The organism is Gemella haemolysans (genome assembly GCF_001553035.1).
Classification (GTDB): Bacteria; Bacillota; Bacilli; order Staphylococcales; family Gemellaceae; genus Gemella; species Gemella haemolysans_B.
In genome coordinates this window covers 17830-35132 of the sequence record NZ_KQ959985.1, presented here as the reverse complement: position 1 = coordinate 35132, position 17303 = coordinate 17830, and the positions used below count along the sequence as shown (strand labels likewise).

Genomic DNA, 17303 nt, shown 5'->3' with positions numbered 1-17303 from the left:
CACTTCCTACGTAGTAACGATTGTTATCTACCCAGCTGTTTGTCACCATTCTTCCGTCTAATCCTAGCCAGTAGTTTCCTGCCCATGCATTTCTTACTGCTGATCCATTTTTATAGTAGTACCAAGCATCACCACTCTTTACCCAACCATTTTGAGCATGTTGAGTGTGTTGAGCACGTGGTTTATATTGTCCATTTGATTTACTGATTTCACATGCTATTCCATCACCATCTCTATCTAGATGTCTTGAATAACCGTCTTCCCCTACTCGAATATCTCCGTATCCTTGGTTCCACGCTTCTTTACAACTATGGAATGTAACTGCTTGTGCCTGTGGACTTGCTACTTCTCCTATGCCTGCTACTAATGATGCAACCGTCACAATACTTAATAATCTTCTTTTTTTATTCATTAAAACGTTCTCCTTTATTTCATTATATTAATATATTACTATATATTGTATGCATTTTCAAATGTAATCATAAAGAGAATCTCAAATAAGTAATACATATTTTTCAAGATTTAAGTTATCTATACAACAAAACTCGAATCTAGATTCTCCCAGACTCGAGTTTTATTATTTAGTTTACATACCGCGACGATTTATAAGACCAATTTAGTTTACATATCCAAAAGAAGAAATACCTTCTTCCCAACATAATTAACTTGGCACCTTTTGATCTTCTCTACTTAATATTAAAATTCTTAAGTACGATACTAAATGTTGTTAAGTTGTGTAGTAATGCTAATAAGTTCGATGGCAATACATTTATTAATCCTAAGAATATTAATGAACTATTAATCGATACTGTGCTCTTAACATTATTGCTCATTTGAGCTCGTAGTGTTTTAGAAACATCTGACAGTAATAATAGCGAGTTTAGTGAATCTGATTTTAGGACAACATCACTAATTTGTTTTGAAAGATCAGCACTTTCGCTCATAACAATACTTACGTCACTTTCTGATAGTGCCGCTGAGTCATTTAGACCGTCACCTATCATCAGGACATGTCTTCCTTGTTCTTTTTCACTCTTAATGTATTCAAATTTCGTAACTGGTATCATGCTTGTATGTACTTCATCAAAAGTTACATCTTTTAAAATTTTCTTCGTTCTAAGTTCATTATCCCCTGTTAAAAGAACTACCTTTTTACCTCTATTTCTAAGCTCGGCTAACACTGCACCAGCTTCATCTCTTAATGGGATATCCACACAGAAAATTGAGATTAATTTTCCTTTATATCCTAAGAATAATAGGTTATATTGTTCTTGTTTTTCGGCTATGATTTGTTCTTGCTCGTCAGTAACAACTATATCTTCATCTTTTAGCAATTGTCTACTTCCGATAACTACTTTCTCTCCATCGATATGAGATACTATCCCTTTTGAAGCAATGTGATATAACTCTGTATGCATCTCTTCATGCTCGATTCCATCTTCTTCCGCCTTACTTACTACAGCACTGGCAATTGGATGATAGATATGCTCCTCTAAACACGCTCCAATTCTAAGAACTTCTTCATAAGAATATTCATAAAATGGTAGCACTTCTTGGATATATGGTTTAGATACCGTAATTGTTCCTGTTTTATCAAAAACAAATGTATCTATATCCTCATATTTATCAAGGGTTACTGAATTTTTTACCACAATTTTCTGATCAATTAGGTTTTTTATAGTAGTTAGATATGCTACAGGTGTTGATAATTTCAATGCACATGAGTAATCTACTAGTAAAAACGACATCGCCTTCGTGAATGATCTTGTAAGTAAATACGTTAGTCCCATCGCTAAGAAGTTATATTTTACTATACTGTCGGCTAATTTGATATATTTGTAATGATATGCGTCTTCTCTACTTTCAGAATCTTTCATAAGTTGAATTAAATGTTGGATACGACCATTAACTTGTGGATTTTCTACTTTTAGCTTAATCTCACCGTTAACAACTATCGTGTTAGAATAGACCTCATCTCCAATATTCTTCACAACCGGGAAACTTTCTCCTGTCAATGAACTTTCATCAACACTAGCTCCGCCACTCATCACAATACCATCAAATAGAATTTCATTTCCTTCTGAAACTAGAATTATATCTCCTTTTTTCACCTCTGCACAAGTTATTTTTCTATTACCTTCTTCTTCAACAAGCCAGATTTCTCTATCCATAGAAGTTAGGCTTTGTTCTAATACTTTTACAGACTTTTTCTCAGACCAGTTGTTTAGAGCTTCTCCTAATTCCAGGATGAACATAATAGAACTTGCCGTTTCACGAGCTCCCGTCGCTAATGAGACTAAGATTGCCGCCGAATCCAGTGTTTCCATGGTAACTTGCTTGCGTCCTAATAATTTTAGCGTATCTTTTAAGTATCCTGATGCTTTCCACCATGTGTGAATAGCTCTAAGTGGAAATGGCACGAATAATTTAGACATTGCACGCCAAAAAATGGCATCTACAATTATTGAATAAGGACTTTCTTCAGCTATCACAACTGGATTTTCATAACAGTCTCTTACTTTTTCTTTATCTACTAGTTTAAAGAATTCTTGTAAACACCTGTTGCAACCATCTTTAAACATAACAACAAAAGTGTACTCATCTTGATAAAAGTCCACTTTTTGTATGTTTTCGATTTTTGATGCCTGTTCTTTAAAATATACTTTTACATCTGGTGTCAAGCGAAAATCAGCTCTAACTCTCGCTCTTGCACTCGAAAGATGTAGTATTTTAAAATCCATTTTATTTTTCCTCTAATTCTTGAAGATTGTTTTCTCTTTTTTCTTTTTCGTATAAGTCTTTAGCATCCGCTACAACATCATCAGCATGTTGCTTAATGTTTGATACTGTCCCTTCTACTCCGTCTTTTGCTTTATATAATTTTGATAAAACAACTGAGTAACCTTTCTTCGCATCCTTACTTGCTAGAAGTTTAAGACCTAAAGTTCCGAATGCTACTCCTCCTGCGAATACTCCTGGTGTTTTAAGTGCTGCTTTTGCAACTTTTAATGCTTTGATTGACATATTTAGTTCCTCCTTATATATTTTATATTTATATTATTATATCACTTTACAAATTATATGTAAATCCTAATATATCAAGCTTTTCTCTCTTTCGCTTAATATTTCTTAACTTATATTTTTCAATTTTTTTCACTCCCCCCCTCTGCCTTGTATAGTCAAAAATTTAATGTTTTATTCTAAATAAATTATTTTTGAAAATATTATTATTTTACCTATGTTTCGTAATAATTTAACTCTAAAAACACCATAGCTCATAAATCTTCATAAGGGAAACTTAAATTCCCCAAGGAATATTTCTTCTCTTTACTGTAGTGAACAATCTTGTTTATTAATATAAGATTTATCATATTTTTTTATAATTCACTTCATTCCCCGTCGTACTATACTGCATATTTGAATAATGAATCGATAATATGCAGATAAATATTTTTATCAACTCAAACTTTAATTTATGTTATAATAACAATGTTGAAGAAAGTGAGGCACTTGAGATAATCGAGGCACTTTTGGATTAAAGAAAATATGTGAAAAATGAAAAAAGTGATTTGTACTAGATGAAGTTATTAATTTTTAAAAAATTATTCGTACTGGATTTACATATTGCTTTTGAATCGAAAAATATTATTAAGAATTCGAAACAGTGATCCGTACTAGGCTTACGCACTACTTTTGAATAAAAAAACTTATTAAAATAGATAAATAAGGAGAACTCTATGATTTATATTATTGGACTTGGACCTAATGATAGTTCAAACATTAAGGAAAATATTAGACAACTATTACTAGATAACACTAATGCCAAGGTTATTGCGCGTACTAAGGAACATCCTGCGATTTCTTTCTTGGAGGAGAATAATATCGCGTTTGAGACTTGTGACAGATTTTATACAGAAAGCGAAAATTTCGAAAATACATATAACGGTATTGCAAATTATATTCTTGGAGTTGCTGAGGCTAACGATGTAATGTATCTTGTTCCTGGGCATCCTATGGTCGCTGAGCTGACTACTCAACTTCTAATAAACAATGGTAAAGACGTGAAAATCGTTGGTGGTGAAAGCTTTTTAGATTCTTGTTTTAACGCGGCAAAGTTCGATCCTGTTGAAGGATTCGCCCTTGTTGATGCTACTGCACTTGAGACTTTAAGACAAGTTAATCCACTACAACACCTACTTATTACACAATGTTATGATGATTTAACTGCGGCTAATGTCTCTGACGAACTTATGTCGTTCTATCCTTATGATCATGAGGTTACAGTTATTGAGCAAGCTGGTGCAAAAGATGAAAAAATTTACACTGCTTCTCTACATGAACTTTCAGCTGCAGTTGGTGAGGACGTAAATAACCTACGTGCTTTATATATCGCACCGTTAAAAGATGGACTTAGCTTTAATATTAAAGACTATACTAAAAAATTCGATGAAAATGATGAAACTACAGAAGCTGATTTAGTTGAAAAATTAGAGAAACTTATTGTAGGTCTTAAAGCAAACTTAAATAGAGAGGAAGACTATACAAGTGACAATTCGAAACTATTAGCTGAGATTATTAACACGTCACTTGACTTTACAATAGCTAGCGATAACTATTACGAACTTAGTGATATTCTTTCTGAAATGAAAGCAGACAGACAAAAATAATTTTATAATAAGGACAATAATATGGATAAGGTATTAGCTTTTAGCAAAAAATTATTAAAAGAAGTTATTGATAAAAATTCAGTCGTTGTTGATGCTACAGCTGGAAATGGAAATGATACATTGTTTCTAGCGAAGACTTCAGCTAAAAAAGTCTATGCATTTGATATCCAAGAATTGGCAATAGAAAACACTACGAGGCTAATCGAAGAAGCTGAACTATCGGATAAATGTGAAATTGTTCTTGATTCACACTTCGAATTCGATAAGTATATAGATGACACAATTCGTGCAGTTGTCTTCAATCTAGGATACCTACCAAATGCAGATCATGAAATCACTACACTAGCTGAGACGACACTTTCGACGATTAAAAAGTTCTTATTACACCTAGAAATTGGTGGGAGAATCGTTATTGTTCTCTATTGGGGACATGAGAATGGTAAAGTAGAAAAAGAAGCACTGTTAAATGAACTTCAAAATCTTGATCAAAAAGAAGCCGAAGTATTGATTTATCAATTCATTAATCAGAAAAACAACGCACCATTTATTATTGCGATTGAAAAAAGAAAGGAAATTTCATGCGAGAAATAGAAATAGAATTTAAAAACTTACTTACAAAAGATCAATATACGTCACTTTTTGAAAAATATGACTTAAAGAATTCTGAAGAAATAATAAACAAAAATTTCTACTATGATGATGCAGATGAAAGTTTCAAGAAGATCGGAGCAGCACTAAGAATTCGTTATACAAATAAAAAAACAGAAATGACTCTAAAGGTAAAAGGTGAAACTCAAAACGTTGAGATAAACGTACCTCTAGATGAAAGATATCCAAAAGAGCCAACGGTACTGCCGATTTTACCGAACGAAATTATTGCTGAGCTAGAGCAAATGAACGTGAAGATTAAAACTCCAATGCTGATTCAAAAAATCGAGACATTAAGACACGAAGTTACTTTAGAAGAAGGCTTATTGGTACTTGATGAAACAATATTTATCAATGATATCGTCGATTATGAACTAGAATTCGAGACAAAAGATTACGAAACAGGCTTAGTCGCATTCGAGAAACTATTAGAAGAAAATAATATCAACAAAAATCCTGCTAAACCAAAAATAGCAAGAGCTGTTGAGTATTCAAAACAATAAAACTAAATTGAGATTTAAAAAACAACGCTCTGTCAACTTCGGGGCATAGGAAAAAATCATACTAGAAATCTAGGTAGCATTTTGTTGCTTAGATTTTTTCACCTCTCTTATGCAATTTGGGATAATTCGACAAAATCGATTTCTCTGAAATGACGATTTTCGAGTTACTTCCTGACATAAGGGGGTTTTTATTATAACCTATTGTAGGTGCAAGGTGCACTCACACCTTAATTCCAAAATGGAAATTTTAACTGTTTTTTCCATTTTAAACTCTCTTTTTCTTCCCAAAATGAAAATTTCGGCTGTTTTTTCCATTTTGAACTCTTTTTTTCTTCTGAAAATGGAAATTTTGACTGTTTTTTCCATTTTGAATATGCTATAATTATTAAAAATAGATTAAAGTAGGTGATTTATATGAATAAGTATTATCCATTAGAAAAATTATTTCATATGAATTTTGATATAGAAAACGAATATAACAATAGAATCCATTCTCCTTCTACTTCTGTTACTTCACTTAAAATAAATCCCCTTATTAAGGGAGTAAGAAAACCAGAAGAATATCCATTATTTATATACAACTCTGCAGAATTAATCTTAATTCTAGAGAAAATTTATACTAATAGTGCTGAGATTATTGCCAAACAAAGTGTACTTCCGGAAGCCGCACAAGAAAAGTTCTTTAATTTGTTGCTTATCAACGAACTTCAGAGTACTAATGAAATTGAAAGTATTCATAGTTCTAAAAGAGAGATTAGCGAGGCACTTTCTAAAAAAGATAGTGATTCCCCTAACCTTAGACGTTTTGCTGGTATGGCCACATTATATTCTTACCTAGACAAAGAAGTTCAGATACTTGAACCTAAAGATTTCAGAAAGATTTATGATGTTCTCGTTGGGGATGAGGTTTCAAAAGAAGATGTTTTAGATGGAGAATTTTTTAGAAAAGAAAGCGTAAGTGTCTATGCTGGGAATGATATCATTCACCATGGTTTAGCAACTGAAGATGATATTAACAACGGACTGGCTGATTTAATTAGATTTATGAATTATGACAACTTGCCAAAACTATATAAAATCTTTATTGGGCATTACTATTTTGAATACATCCATCCATTTTATGATGGAAATGGTCGTGTAGGCAGATACTTACTCGCCAAATCTCTTACGAGTGTAGTAGATATATTTACGGCAATTACTCTTTCATACAGCATTAATAGAAATAAAAATAAATACTATAAGAGTTTCGAGAAAACATCACACCCATTAAACAAAGGTGATATGACTCTGTTTGTTAAAGAAAACTTAGAACTTTTAGTTTCAGGTCAAGAACATATATTGTCTTTCTTAACAGAAAATATTGAAAAAATGTTCATAGCTAGAAACTATATTAACGATAATATTGCTGATGATAAACTTAAAAATATACTATTCCTACTTCTACAAAGTCATTTATTTAGTGCTAAAGATGCTTTAATAAGTCATGACGAAGTGTCTAATATTTTAGGAATTTCTAAAAGAACTCTTAATAAATATTTAGAAGAAAATGAAGATAAGATTACAGTGATTAAGAAGAACCCGAAAATATATACGCTTAGTGAAGACTTTTTAGCTAAAATATTTGAATAAAAAAATTTGGGAACCTATGAGCCGACTCGACAAAATTGATTTTGAGACACTCATTCTTCCCAGATTTCTGGTTATATAATAAGTTCGGGGCATGGAAAAAATTCCAGCCCCAGATTTCTTATTTTTGTATATATACGTCTCGAAAAATAAATCTAGTTTATTCTTCTTTAAACTTCACACCATTATCTTTCAGTTTTTTGATAATACCTACTCCGATACCATCTAGTTTTTTCAGTTCTTTTTCTGTATAACATTCGATAATTTCTTTATTATATAATTCTACATCGATAAACTTGTTTAATTGTTTTTCCATACCTTTGAAAACAGGGTCTTCTTTCATAGCTTCTTTAGATACGGTCTTACGCCCCTCAACAATCAGGCTTTGTTTTTTCTCTATATCTTCTCTATAGAATTTCTCTAATAATTCATAATGATATTTATTAGTCAGATATTCTTTAGCAATACCTGCTGAAAAGGTCATTTCAAAATATTTTTCCTTATTGACACCTTTCACATTACCTGGATTTCCTACTATATAATCTAGAACTTTATTGAAGCCACCTTCAAATATATAACCTACATACTTATTAAGTTTTTTAAGTTTAGTCATATAGTAATGTGCTTCATCAAATTTTTCTTGATTTATGCTGAAGATAGCTAACAATAACAATGTAGCTTCTGAATCTTCATAGTCAAAGCAATCGATATGATCCATCAGTAAACTTTCTCTATCCAGGCGAACATACATAAGCGTCAAGAGATCTATGACCTCATGGAAATCCGTTGGATTCGCCATCAACATAAGTTCATACAGTTTCGCAGCTTCTTCATTCATCCCAGCCTCACTATAATATTCGGCCAGGACATCCGCTATTATCATCTGTTCGGCATCTTCACCATTATCTGAATACATGACATCCTCTTCCAACTCTATAGCCCTGTCTAAAGCATCTCTATTTTCCTCATGAAGTTCACGTAAGGCACTGATTTTATCGACAACACTCATATCTCCTTCATCTATCGCATCAACATGATCGCTAAGAGAAGCATCCATCTCATAACCTGCGTCGACCAAATTATAAATACGCTCAAATACCTCGGTAGCCTCTTCCTTACTAGAAAAATGCTTCCCTTCAGTTTTCAAAAACTCTTTAAGCAATATTTCGAATTCTCTATCATATTTTACCATAAGTCATCCTCCATAAGATCCATCTGGATATCAAACTCACTATCATCGGCGAACATTACACCGTTTAAATGTAGGTTTTTGATAGTCCCCTTACCTAAACCTTTTATTTTAAGAAATTCTGACTTCGTAATTTTCAAGAAATCCTCTTTTGTTAATAAAAAGTTCTCATGCATAATTTTTAATTCCGTATCTCTAATTGCCATAAATGACCTATCTCGTTTCATATCAGCAACTGTTATTTCCTTGCGGTCGGCATACTTATCCAGCTCATCTCCAATTACATATTCACTTTCTCTCACATGCATAAGGAAGTCGAAGTAGTACTCTTTACTTATGAAATAATCGAATTTTATAACCGTATTAAGAGCTTCTAGATACTTACAATCATCATCCGTACTGAACTCTATTAGTTTAGGATTAGCAATTCTATCTAACACATCAGAAATGTATTTATTATTCTTTATCAATTTGTTGTAAAACGCTACAGCCTCTTTCTCCTCACCTTGCATCAAGTGATAGAAAACTTTCGATAATAAAATTACATCATCATTTTTACCACGTTTACTCATAAGTTTATAGTAATGGTTAAGCATTGTGAAATCATTTAATATAAGACTAGCCACGATAAAATTATGATACATCGGCACTAAAACTTCATCAGCCATATCTAAAGCCATATAAAAAGGTTTATATGCATCCCAAACTTTACTATATAGCTTATTACCTAAATAAAATTCCGCAAGATGGTGGCAAACTATTAAATGAAGATAGTTAATCGGAAATAGTTTACCCTCAACATAACCTTCTTCAAAGGTGTATACTTCCTCTTTTAGGCGTAGTAATGCTAATTCTATTTCATATTCGGCACAATCTTTACTAACAATTTTCCAGACTTTAGCATCCACATTATACTTAGATAAAGCTATCGCATCTTCAATATAAATCGCGTATTTAGGATCATTGATATTCTCAATAAATTCTGTAAAAAGTTTCATCGATTCCTTAAAATCAGATTCAAGCTCTTTAGATGAGAATTTAATCCTACTATAGCCATGATTAAGCTCGAAGTCTCTATATGTTTTGTTCCTAATTCCTGTATATCCTTTTTTATTGACAGGAAATTCTATAATTTTTTTATTATTCATGTCTGCCCCCTCTTTCTTTCTTGAGTAAATCTATAAAATTTACATAGATTTTAATAATCGACTTTTGTATTAAAATTTTTATAAAATTCACCCTTCCTTCAACTTTATTCTACACCATATTTTAATATAATACAAACTTAACAACTAGGTAATATAGTAAAATTATTATGAAAAAGGTAAAAAAAAGAATAAATTCTTTAAACTATAAATTGCGACACTCACAGAAAAAAATTTATTCATATAAACATTATAACACAAATCTTTATCAAAAATTCAGAAAAAACTTTGACAATATTTTCAGAGGATATCTTATCTTCCATCTATACATATGTAAACAGGGGGCTAATATATACAAACTCTAAAATATCTTATAAACAATAAAATATTTCCTGGGAAATTAACTATGCTTTAATTTTCAAAACTATACTAAAGTGTGATAAAATAGAAACTAGTTAAAAATATAGTTATAGCGGAGGTACAATGAAATATTTAACTAGTGAAGAAGTAACTAAAGCGAAAAAAAATATTAGTGAAATAAAACCTTATAAAACAACTAAAGAGATTATCTTTTCTAATATTTTTACTTTTTTTAATGCTATGAACTTAGTCTTAGCAGCATTTATAGCTACAACACTTAGATTTGAAAATATGTTGTTTTTAGGTGTAATTACTATAAATACTGCAATTGGTATTTTTCAAGAAGTTCGTTCAAAAAATGCCCTTGAGAAATTGAGTTTGCTAGGTAGAAGTAAATACCGAGTAAATCGTGATAATGAAATAATAAATATAGATTCTGAAGAAATCGTCCTTGGAGAATATCTACATTTAAATCTTGGAGATCAGGTTCCTGTAGATGCAGAAATCATTGATGGTAGTATTGAGGTCGATGAATCACTATTAACTGGTGAGAGTGACAATATCTTTAAGACTACTAACGATAAAATAATGAGTGGTAGTAACGTAGTTAGTGGTAGTTGTTTAGTACGAGCTGTTGCTGTCGGAGAGGATAGCTACATTAACAAGCTTGCTAAAAGTACTAAAGAATTTAAAAAATATCCATCTAAACTTCGTGACTATATGGATAAAATCTTAAAAGTTATATCTATTCTATTAGTTCCTGTCGCAATTATGCTATACATGCGTGGTGCTAGTCTGGGACGTGGTTATGTAGAAATAGTCTTGAGTAGTGCTGGAGCTTTAGTAGGTATGATTCCAGAAGGTTTAATCCTTCTTGTCAGTGTCTCTCTTGCAGTTGCTGCGATGAAACTTGCTAAAAAGAAAGTTCTAGTTCAAGAATTATACTGCGTGGAAACTCTTGCCAGAGTCGATGTCCTTTGTTTCGATAAAACAGGAACTATCACTACAGGTAATATGAATGTTGTAGAAATTGATGATGAAGTTGCAGAAAAATTATCAAGTTATCTTGCATACTTCGATGATGAAAATGCAACATCTAGAGCTTTAAAGAATCATCTAACGTGCAAAAAACAATGGGATGTAGAAGAATTAGGAGCTTTTTCTAGTAAAAATAAATATTCATTTATAAAACTACAAAATAGCGGAACATATTTCTTCGGAGCATATGAATTTTTAGGCTTCTCTTCTGAAATGGATGAATATTATGAGAATCTAAAAAAAGAAGGTTATCGAATATTATCGCTAGCCTATACTGAAGACAGTACAAACATCCCTACTAATATGAAACTTATAGGACATGTAGTTCTATCAGATGAAATTAAAGAAAACACAAAAGAAACATTCAAATACTTCGAATCACAAGGAGTTGAAGTAAAAATAATCAGTGGAGATAATCATATTGCCGTGTACGGTGTTGCTAAGAAAGCTGGTTTCAAAGAAGATGCTAAGGCTATTGATATGACTAAAGTGACTGAAGAGGGCTTTGAAAAAACTGTTCTTGAGAATGATATTTTCGGACGTGTTACCCCTGAACAAAAACAGAAAATGGTAGGCGTATTACAAAAAGCTGGAAAGACTGTCGCTATGAGTGGGGATGGGGTTAACGATGTTCTTGCCCTTAAAAAAGCTGATATTAGTTTTGCTATGAATGGTGCTACTAGTGCTGCAAAAAGCGTATCAAATATCGTATTCTTAACAGATGACTTCGGAGTATTTTACGATATACTTATGGAAGGTCGTCGTGTTATTAATAACATTCAAAAGGTAGCTTCACTATTCCTAACAAAGACATTCTTCTCGATTGTCTTCTCAATACTTAGTGTAATCTTCGCCTTGGAGTTTGCGTTTATCCCGATTCAATTTACGATAATTTCAGCGATAACAATCGGTATTCCATCCTTCTTCCTGACTTTTGAAGCGAATAAAGAAAAAGTAAGCAATAACTTCATGAAGGACATACTGACAAACGCTGCGATCGGTGGTGGTATTTTAGTAGCTACAGTACTACTGACAAACTTTACCATCACAGATAATTCACAAGCGAAATTTATCTCTTTCCTTCTTGCGTTGATAAATGGATTATGTATGGTGGCTAAAGTCAGCCTACCTCTGAATAAATACAAACTTGCACTACTTTCTATGTTAAGTATAGCTGCAATTATAGGTGTTGGAGTTAATATATTTATCCTGAAAAATCACTTTACACCATTAGTATTTTCTCAAGTAATTTACATAATTATTCTTGGATTAGTAATCTCGACAGTCCACTTCTTTACGAGAAGAAAAGTGAGAAAATAGGATTTATCGCTCATTTATCGCTCATTTATCGCTCACTTTAGATTATGAATATTATCTAAACACCGATATAATAACTTTTTAAAAGAGTATAACAAAACCCTAGACTTGGTTAATTCCAAATCTAGGGTTTATTTTTTATTCTTCTTCAGAAGGTTTTTCTTTTGATTTTTCGTCTTCTAGGTCTTTTTCTTCAACCTTTTTAACTTTATCTTCTTCGTTTTCAGCCTCTTCTTGAGCTTTTTTCTCAGCTTCTTCTTTGGCTTTACGAGCTTCTTCTTCGTAGTATTTCTTATTAACCACTTTATCTAGTTGATCAGCTTCTCTTTCATCTAAGTCTTTTGGCATTTTTCCAAATTGGTAAAGAGCAACGATTTCTTTTCTATCGATTGTTTCAACTTCGATAAGTGTTTGTGCAATAAGTTCTAATTGTTCTCTGTGAGTTTCAATAATGTGAAGAACTTTAGCATAACATTCGTTAATAATTTTACGAACTTCGATATCGATTTCTTTCAGCATTTCTTCTGAGTAGTTACCGATACTTGAAAGTTGACGTCCACCATATGGATCGTGGAATGGAGCTTGCATTGGTCCTACAGCATCACTCATACCGTATTCTGTAACCATCGCACGAGCAATAGCTGTTACTCGTTCGAAGTCATTGTGAGCTCCTGTAGATACTTCATTAAAGAAGATTTGCTCTGCAGCACGTCCACCAAGTAATCCACAGATTTTGTCGATTAAATCTGTACGAGTTTGGAAGTATTTTTCTTCTTCCGGAATCATAAGGTTATATCCACCTGCATCACCACGTGGGATAATAGTAACTTTTTGTACTTTATCAGCACTATCAAGTACCATACCTACGATTGCGTGACCTGCTTCGTGGTAAGCTACTAAACGTTTTTCTTTTGGAGTGTATACTCTACTACGTTTAGCTGGACCACCGATTACTCTGTCCATTGCTTCATCTAAGTCTTCTTTTTCAATATTAGATTTATTTTCACGAGCTGCTAATAATGCTGCTTCGTTAAGAATGTTAGCAAGATCCGCCCCAGAGAATCCTGGAGTTTTTTCTGCTAATGAACGAAGATCAACACCTTTAGCAAGTGGTTTGTTTTTAGCATGTACTTTAAGAATAGCTTCACGACCTTTTACATCAGGTGTAGAAACTTTAATTTGTCTGTCGAAACGACCCGGTCTTCTAAGGGCGTTATCTAATACGTCAGCACGGTTAGTAGCCGCAATTACGATAATACCTTTTTCACCATCGAATCCATCCATTTCAACAAGAAGTTGGTTAAGTGTTTGTTCACGTTCGTCATTTCCTCCACCTACTCCGCTTCCACGTTTACGTCCTACAGCATCAATCTCATCGATGAAAATGATACATGGCGCATTCTTTTCAGCTTCTTTGAATAGGTCACGAACACGACTTGCCCCAACCCCTACGAACATCTCAACGAAGTCAGATCCTGAGATTGAGAAGAATGGTACTTTCGCCTCACCAGCTACAGCACGAGCTAGTAAAGTTTTACCAGTCCCTGGAGGCCCCTCAAGTAGTACACCTTTAGGGATTCTAGCACCCATCTTAGTGAATTTACGGTGATCTTTTAAGAACTCAACCATTTCTGCAAGTTCTTGTTTTTCTTCATCAGCTCCGGCTACATCATCAAATGTAACTTTCGCTTCTCCACCATCGATTTTTTTAGCTTTAGATTTTTGGAAGCTCATTACTTTGCCTCCACCGCCACCTTGCATTTGTGTCATAAAGAAAACTAAAACACCCATAAACAAGATAAGTGGAATAATCTGACCTAAGAATGATAGAATTGCTCCAGTTTTTTCAGCTGGCTTATATTCTACTACACTTAGTTTTCCATCTTTAGCTTTTTCATTAATTTGTTTTTGTACTTCAGAATCAGATGCTGCAACTACACTCTCGAAGTTCTTATTACCATCAGTGTAAGTACCTTTAACATTGTAGTTCTCATCTTTTCTTTGTAGACTTATTTCTTTAACCTTGTCGTCTTTAATAGTCTGAACAAGTTTAGCATAGTCTATTTTTTCAGTTGTCCCAGGTAAGTCTTGCTGCCAATATGCAAATAATCCAATCGCGATTACTATTAATGCAAGCATACCAAGGATAGGGTTTTGCCTTTTTTTATTATTCATATAGACAATCTTCCTCCTATCATTTTTCTAAACATAATTTATTTTACCATATATAACTAAAGTTTGACTAATATTTTGACCTTTTTTGATTAAAATATTATTATGAATAAATTTCTTCTTTTAGAACACCGATGTAAGGTAAGTTTCTATATCTTTCATCATAGTCTAAACCAAATCCTACAAGGAATTCATTTGGTGAAACTATACCGATGTAATCTGCTTCAACATCTACTACACGAGTTTCTGGTTTATCTACTAGTGAAGCACATGCTACTGAAGCAACATTTCTTTCTTTTAAGTTTTCGATAAGCGCTTTAAGCGTTCTTCCTGTATCTACGATATCTTCAACGATAATTACGTGACGTCCTTCAATATCCATTCCACAGTCTTTTTTGATTTTGATTACACCAGAAGATTCAGTTCCTCCGTGATAACTAGATACATCCATAAAGTCAGTAACTACGTGAATGTCAATATGTTTTAAAAGTTCTGCCATAAAAGGTAATGCCCCTTTTAATGTACAAATTAGAACAGGACATTTATCTTTATAATCCTCTTCAATTTGTTTAGCGATTCTTTTACTAGCAACAACGATTTCCTCGTGTGTAAATAGAACTTTCTCGATATCTTTTAATAAATTTTCCACTGTTTTATCCTTTCGTGTTTATATAATAATCATATTTTTTGTTTTTGTTGACTTTAGTATTTATTCCTAAAACTCCTAAAATTCCATCTTTATTGCGAATCACTGGAAGTTTGTCCCTAAGTTCCTTCGGAATCTTTTCATCGATAAAAAGACGTGAAAGTTTTTTGCTAACCTTACCTCTTTGAATTCGATCGCCATCCCTCTTAGCCGTAACTATTAAAGGCAAATCTTCTTTATTAAATCCAACCTCAGATGAGTTGTTAGTTGTGGTTATTAGAAAATTACTCTGATGAAATGTATAAACTTTATTAATATCCACTTCATCTATTATTAATTCTATCTTATCATTATAACATTTTTTTTCGATTTTATGAACATAAATACTATTATATTCGCTAATAATTTTTAAATTATTTTTTAAATCATAACTTTTATTATTATTTTTACTTTTTAAGTCTTCTATTATTGTAAAAAGAGCCCTTTGTTTTATATCAAAAATACCAAAATTATTTGCTAATATATCTCTTAACAAGAAATAAATCTCTTCTTTCGTATTTTTCAATAATTTATTCTTATCCAATTCAACTTTATCTTCTTCTTTAGAAATAACATAATCATCTTTTACTTCTAATACCTTATTTTTCAACTCAGTATTAATATTTTGATAATAACTAGAAAAATTAATCAAATTATCAAAACTCGCTGTATTTACATCGTTTAACAATGGTACAATGTTATGCCTTATATTATTCCTCGTATAATCAGTATCGAAGTTTGTTGAATCAACATAGTATTTTAAGTCATTTTTATCGGCATACTGCTCAAGGTCTATTTTTAATACATTTAATAACGGGCGATAAACCGCTAGCTCCCCAATAGTCGTCTTCTCTTCTATCATCAAGTTATAATCCATACTACGTCCACTAAGGAGCCTCATAAGGATATTCTCTACCTGATCATTTTTGTGATGAGCAGTTATTAACTTCACGTCACCTTCTAATAAAGACATCTCCTCAAAGGCTTCATAACGTAGTTTTCTTGCAAGCATTTCCTCTGACGTGTGACTATCTCTTACTAAATCTTTCATATTTAGATCTTTTTTGTAAAACTTAACATTGTAGTTTTTGACAAAATTTTCTACGAACTCGGCTTCTTCATAGGATTGTTCTCTTAGACCATGATTTATATGGAACGCCACTAATTCTTTATAACTCTCTTTGTACTTTGTAACAAGCAGATGAAACAAAGCTATAGAATCCACTCCCCCTGATAGACCTAGTGCTATTTTATCAGTCTTTTGCCATAAAATATTAATGTCCATCTAGGTAACCTCTCTCCTGAAGTTCTTTCTTAATTTTTTCGAACTTAACTTCAGCTTGCTTTGTCGTCGCAATAATATCTTCTAGCAATCCTTCTGGCGCTGGAGGAATTTCTTTTTTCTCTTCTTTCTCCTCAGATAGCTCAGTAATATTACTCTTCTTACCTTTTCCTACAGAAATTTTCATATTCCCTATAAATTGAAGTTTTTTCAAATCTTTTAGAGTTTTTGTCTCCTGTTTAGGCTCCTGATTTTCTTCCTGCACTTCTTGTTTTTTCTGAACTTCAGGTTGTTCTTTAGCTTCTTTTTTAATCGGTGATTTTGGTTTATTTTTCTTTTTGTTCTGTTTTTCCTTAGAGTTTTTCTCTACTCTTTTCTTCTCAGCTTCAGCTTGCTTCAACTCTTTTTGTGTCAAAATCACTAAAGAATCCTTTGTACTCTTCTCCTCGGCTTTAATAATAAAACCAACAGAAAAAATCTCTTCTAGCTTTTTCTTTTTACCTATAAACATATTTTCCTTTGGTAAAAATGCATCCTTGCCATTTTCTAATTTTATATATAATCCTTTGCTTTCAACTTTTGTTACCTTACCTGCAACCTTGCTCATTTAATCACCTCACTATCAATTAGAAAGGGAGCACTCAAAAATCGTGATTTCGTAGAAATCGATT

General features: G+C 32.4%; 14 protein-coding genes. 5 read left to right on the top strand and 9 right to left on the bottom strand.

Going from position 1 to position 17303, the window contains the following annotated elements:
- The 3 genes from HMPREF3186_RS07330 to HMPREF3186_RS07320 all read right to left on the bottom strand — a co-directional run.
- Positions 1-412: excalibur calcium-binding domain-containing protein (locus HMPREF3186_RS07330; RefSeq protein WP_084812682.1), on the bottom strand; the 412-nt coding region annotated here is incomplete at its 3' end.
- Between the two features lie 274 nt (positions 413-686).
- Positions 687-2741 (bottom strand): heavy metal translocating P-type ATPase, encoded by a 2055-nt coding sequence (locus HMPREF3186_RS07325; RefSeq protein WP_060914600.1) that lies wholly within the window; start codon positions 2739-2741, stop codon positions 687-689.
- Between the two features lies 1 nt (position 2742).
- Complete coding sequence (locus HMPREF3186_RS07320; RefSeq protein WP_060914599.1) at positions 2743-3024, bottom strand: DUF6110 family protein; 282 nt, start codon at positions 3022-3024, stop codon at positions 2743-2745.
- Between the two features lie 713 nt (positions 3025-3737).
- Between HMPREF3186_RS07320 and HMPREF3186_RS07315 the strand changes: the two genes are divergently transcribed.
- From HMPREF3186_RS07315 to HMPREF3186_RS07300, 4 genes are all read left to right on the top strand, one after another.
- The gene (locus HMPREF3186_RS07315) at positions 3738-4667 is read left to right on the top strand and encodes an SAM-dependent methyltransferase (RefSeq protein ID WP_060914598.1); all 930 of its coding nucleotides are present in this window, start codon (positions 3738-3740) and stop codon (positions 4665-4667) included.
- 21 nt (positions 4668-4688) lie between these two features.
- On the top strand, positions 4689-5258 hold the full coding sequence (locus HMPREF3186_RS07310) for a tRNA 5-(aminomethyl)-2-thiouridylate-methyltransferase MnmM (protein WP_060914597.1): 570 nt from the start codon (positions 4689-4691) through the stop codon (positions 5256-5258).
- Positions 5246-5818: a CYTH domain-containing protein gene (locus HMPREF3186_RS07305; RefSeq protein WP_060914596.1), complete on the top strand. Its 573-nt coding sequence runs from the start codon at positions 5246-5248 to the stop codon at positions 5816-5818. Before HMPREF3186_RS07310 ends, HMPREF3186_RS07305 begins: the two co-directional genes overlap by 13 nt.
- 414 nt (positions 5819-6232) lie before the next feature.
- A complete protein-coding gene (locus tag HMPREF3186_RS07300) occupies positions 6233-7447 on the top strand; it encodes a Fic family protein (protein WP_060914595.1) in 1215 nt (404 codons plus the stop codon).
- A 157-nt stretch (positions 7448-7604) separates the two neighbouring features.
- Here the strand turns inward: HMPREF3186_RS07300 and HMPREF3186_RS07295 are convergent, their stop codons facing one another.
- Together HMPREF3186_RS07295 and HMPREF3186_RS07290 are read right to left on the bottom strand one after the other, a co-directional pair.
- The gene (locus HMPREF3186_RS07295) at positions 7605-8636 is read right to left on the bottom strand and encodes a hypothetical protein (protein WP_060914594.1); all 1032 of its coding nucleotides are present in this window, start codon (positions 8634-8636) and stop codon (positions 7605-7607) included.
- Positions 8630-9781, bottom strand: coding sequence for a hypothetical protein (locus tag HMPREF3186_RS07290; RefSeq protein ID WP_060914593.1), 1152 nt, complete (start codon positions 9779-9781; stop codon positions 8630-8632). The genes HMPREF3186_RS07295 and HMPREF3186_RS07290 overlap by 7 nt, the downstream gene beginning before the upstream one ends.
- Positions 9782-10261: 480 nt before the next feature.
- Here HMPREF3186_RS07290 and HMPREF3186_RS07285 point away from each other — a divergent pair, with 480 nt between their 5' ends.
- Positions 10262-12496, top strand: a complete 2235-nt coding sequence (locus HMPREF3186_RS07285) for an HAD-IC family P-type ATPase (protein ID WP_060914592.1) — start codon at positions 10262-10264, stop codon at positions 12494-12496.
- A gap of 135 nt (positions 12497-12631) precedes the next feature.
- Here HMPREF3186_RS07285 and ftsH read toward each other — a convergent pair whose 3' ends face one another.
- From ftsH to HMPREF3186_RS07265, 4 genes are all read right to left on the bottom strand, one after another.
- Positions 12632-14668 (bottom strand): ATP-dependent zinc metalloprotease FtsH, encoded by a 2037-nt coding sequence (gene ftsH, locus HMPREF3186_RS07280; RefSeq protein WP_060914591.1) that lies wholly within the window; start codon positions 14666-14668, stop codon positions 12632-12634.
- 100 nt (positions 14669-14768) lie between these two features.
- The gene (gene hpt / locus HMPREF3186_RS07275) at positions 14769-15314 is read right to left on the bottom strand and encodes a hypoxanthine phosphoribosyltransferase (RefSeq protein WP_060914590.1); all 546 of its coding nucleotides are present in this window, start codon (positions 15312-15314) and stop codon (positions 14769-14771) included.
- 4 nt (positions 15315-15318) lie between these two features.
- A complete protein-coding gene (tilS, locus tag HMPREF3186_RS07270) occupies positions 15319-16635 on the bottom strand; it encodes a tRNA lysidine(34) synthetase TilS (RefSeq protein ID WP_060914589.1) in 1317 nt (438 codons plus the stop codon).
- Positions 16625-17239, bottom strand: a complete 615-nt coding sequence (locus tag HMPREF3186_RS07265) for a S1 RNA-binding domain-containing protein (RefSeq protein ID WP_060914588.1) — start codon at positions 17237-17239, stop codon at positions 16625-16627. The genes tilS and HMPREF3186_RS07265 overlap by 11 nt, the downstream gene beginning before the upstream one ends.
- Positions 17240-17303: the final 64 nt, after the last annotated feature.

Coding starts and splice junctions, on each gene's coding strand:
- tilS (WP_060914589.1), bottom strand. CDS start 16,635: ATGGACATTAATATTTTATGGCAAAAGACTGATAAAATAGCACTAGGT.
- HMPREF3186_RS07315 (WP_060914598.1), top strand. CDS start 3,738: ATGATTTATATTATTGGACTTGGACCTAATGATAGTTCAAACATTAAG.
- HMPREF3186_RS07285 (WP_060914592.1), top strand. CDS start 10,262: ATGAAATATTTAACTAGTGAAGAAGTAACTAAAGCGAAAAAAAATATT.
- ftsH (WP_060914591.1), bottom strand. CDS start 14,668: ATGAATAATAAAAAAAGGCAAAACCCTATCCTTGGTATGCTTGCATTA.
- HMPREF3186_RS07305 (WP_060914596.1), top strand. CDS start 5,246: ATGCGAGAAATAGAAATAGAATTTAAAAACTTACTTACAAAAGATCAA.
- HMPREF3186_RS07265 (WP_060914588.1), bottom strand. CDS start 17,239: ATGAGCAAGGTTGCAGGTAAGGTAACAAAAGTTGAAAGCAAAGGATTA.
- HMPREF3186_RS07310 (WP_060914597.1), top strand. CDS start 4,689: ATGGATAAGGTATTAGCTTTTAGCAAAAAATTATTAAAAGAAGTTATT.
- HMPREF3186_RS07300 (WP_060914595.1), top strand. CDS start 6,233: ATGAATAAGTATTATCCATTAGAAAAATTATTTCATATGAATTTTGAT.
- HMPREF3186_RS07320 (WP_060914599.1), bottom strand. CDS start 3,024: ATGTCAATCAAAGCATTAAAAGTTGCAAAAGCAGCACTTAAAACACCA.
- HMPREF3186_RS07325 (WP_060914600.1), bottom strand. CDS start 2,741: ATGGATTTTAAAATACTACATCTTTCGAGTGCAAGAGCGAGAGTTAGA.
- HMPREF3186_RS07290 (WP_060914593.1), bottom strand. CDS start 9,781: ATGAATAATAAAAAAATTATAGAATTTCCTGTCAATAAAAAAGGATAT.
- HMPREF3186_RS07295 (WP_060914594.1), bottom strand. CDS start 8,636: ATGGTAAAATATGATAGAGAATTCGAAATATTGCTTAAAGAGTTTTTG.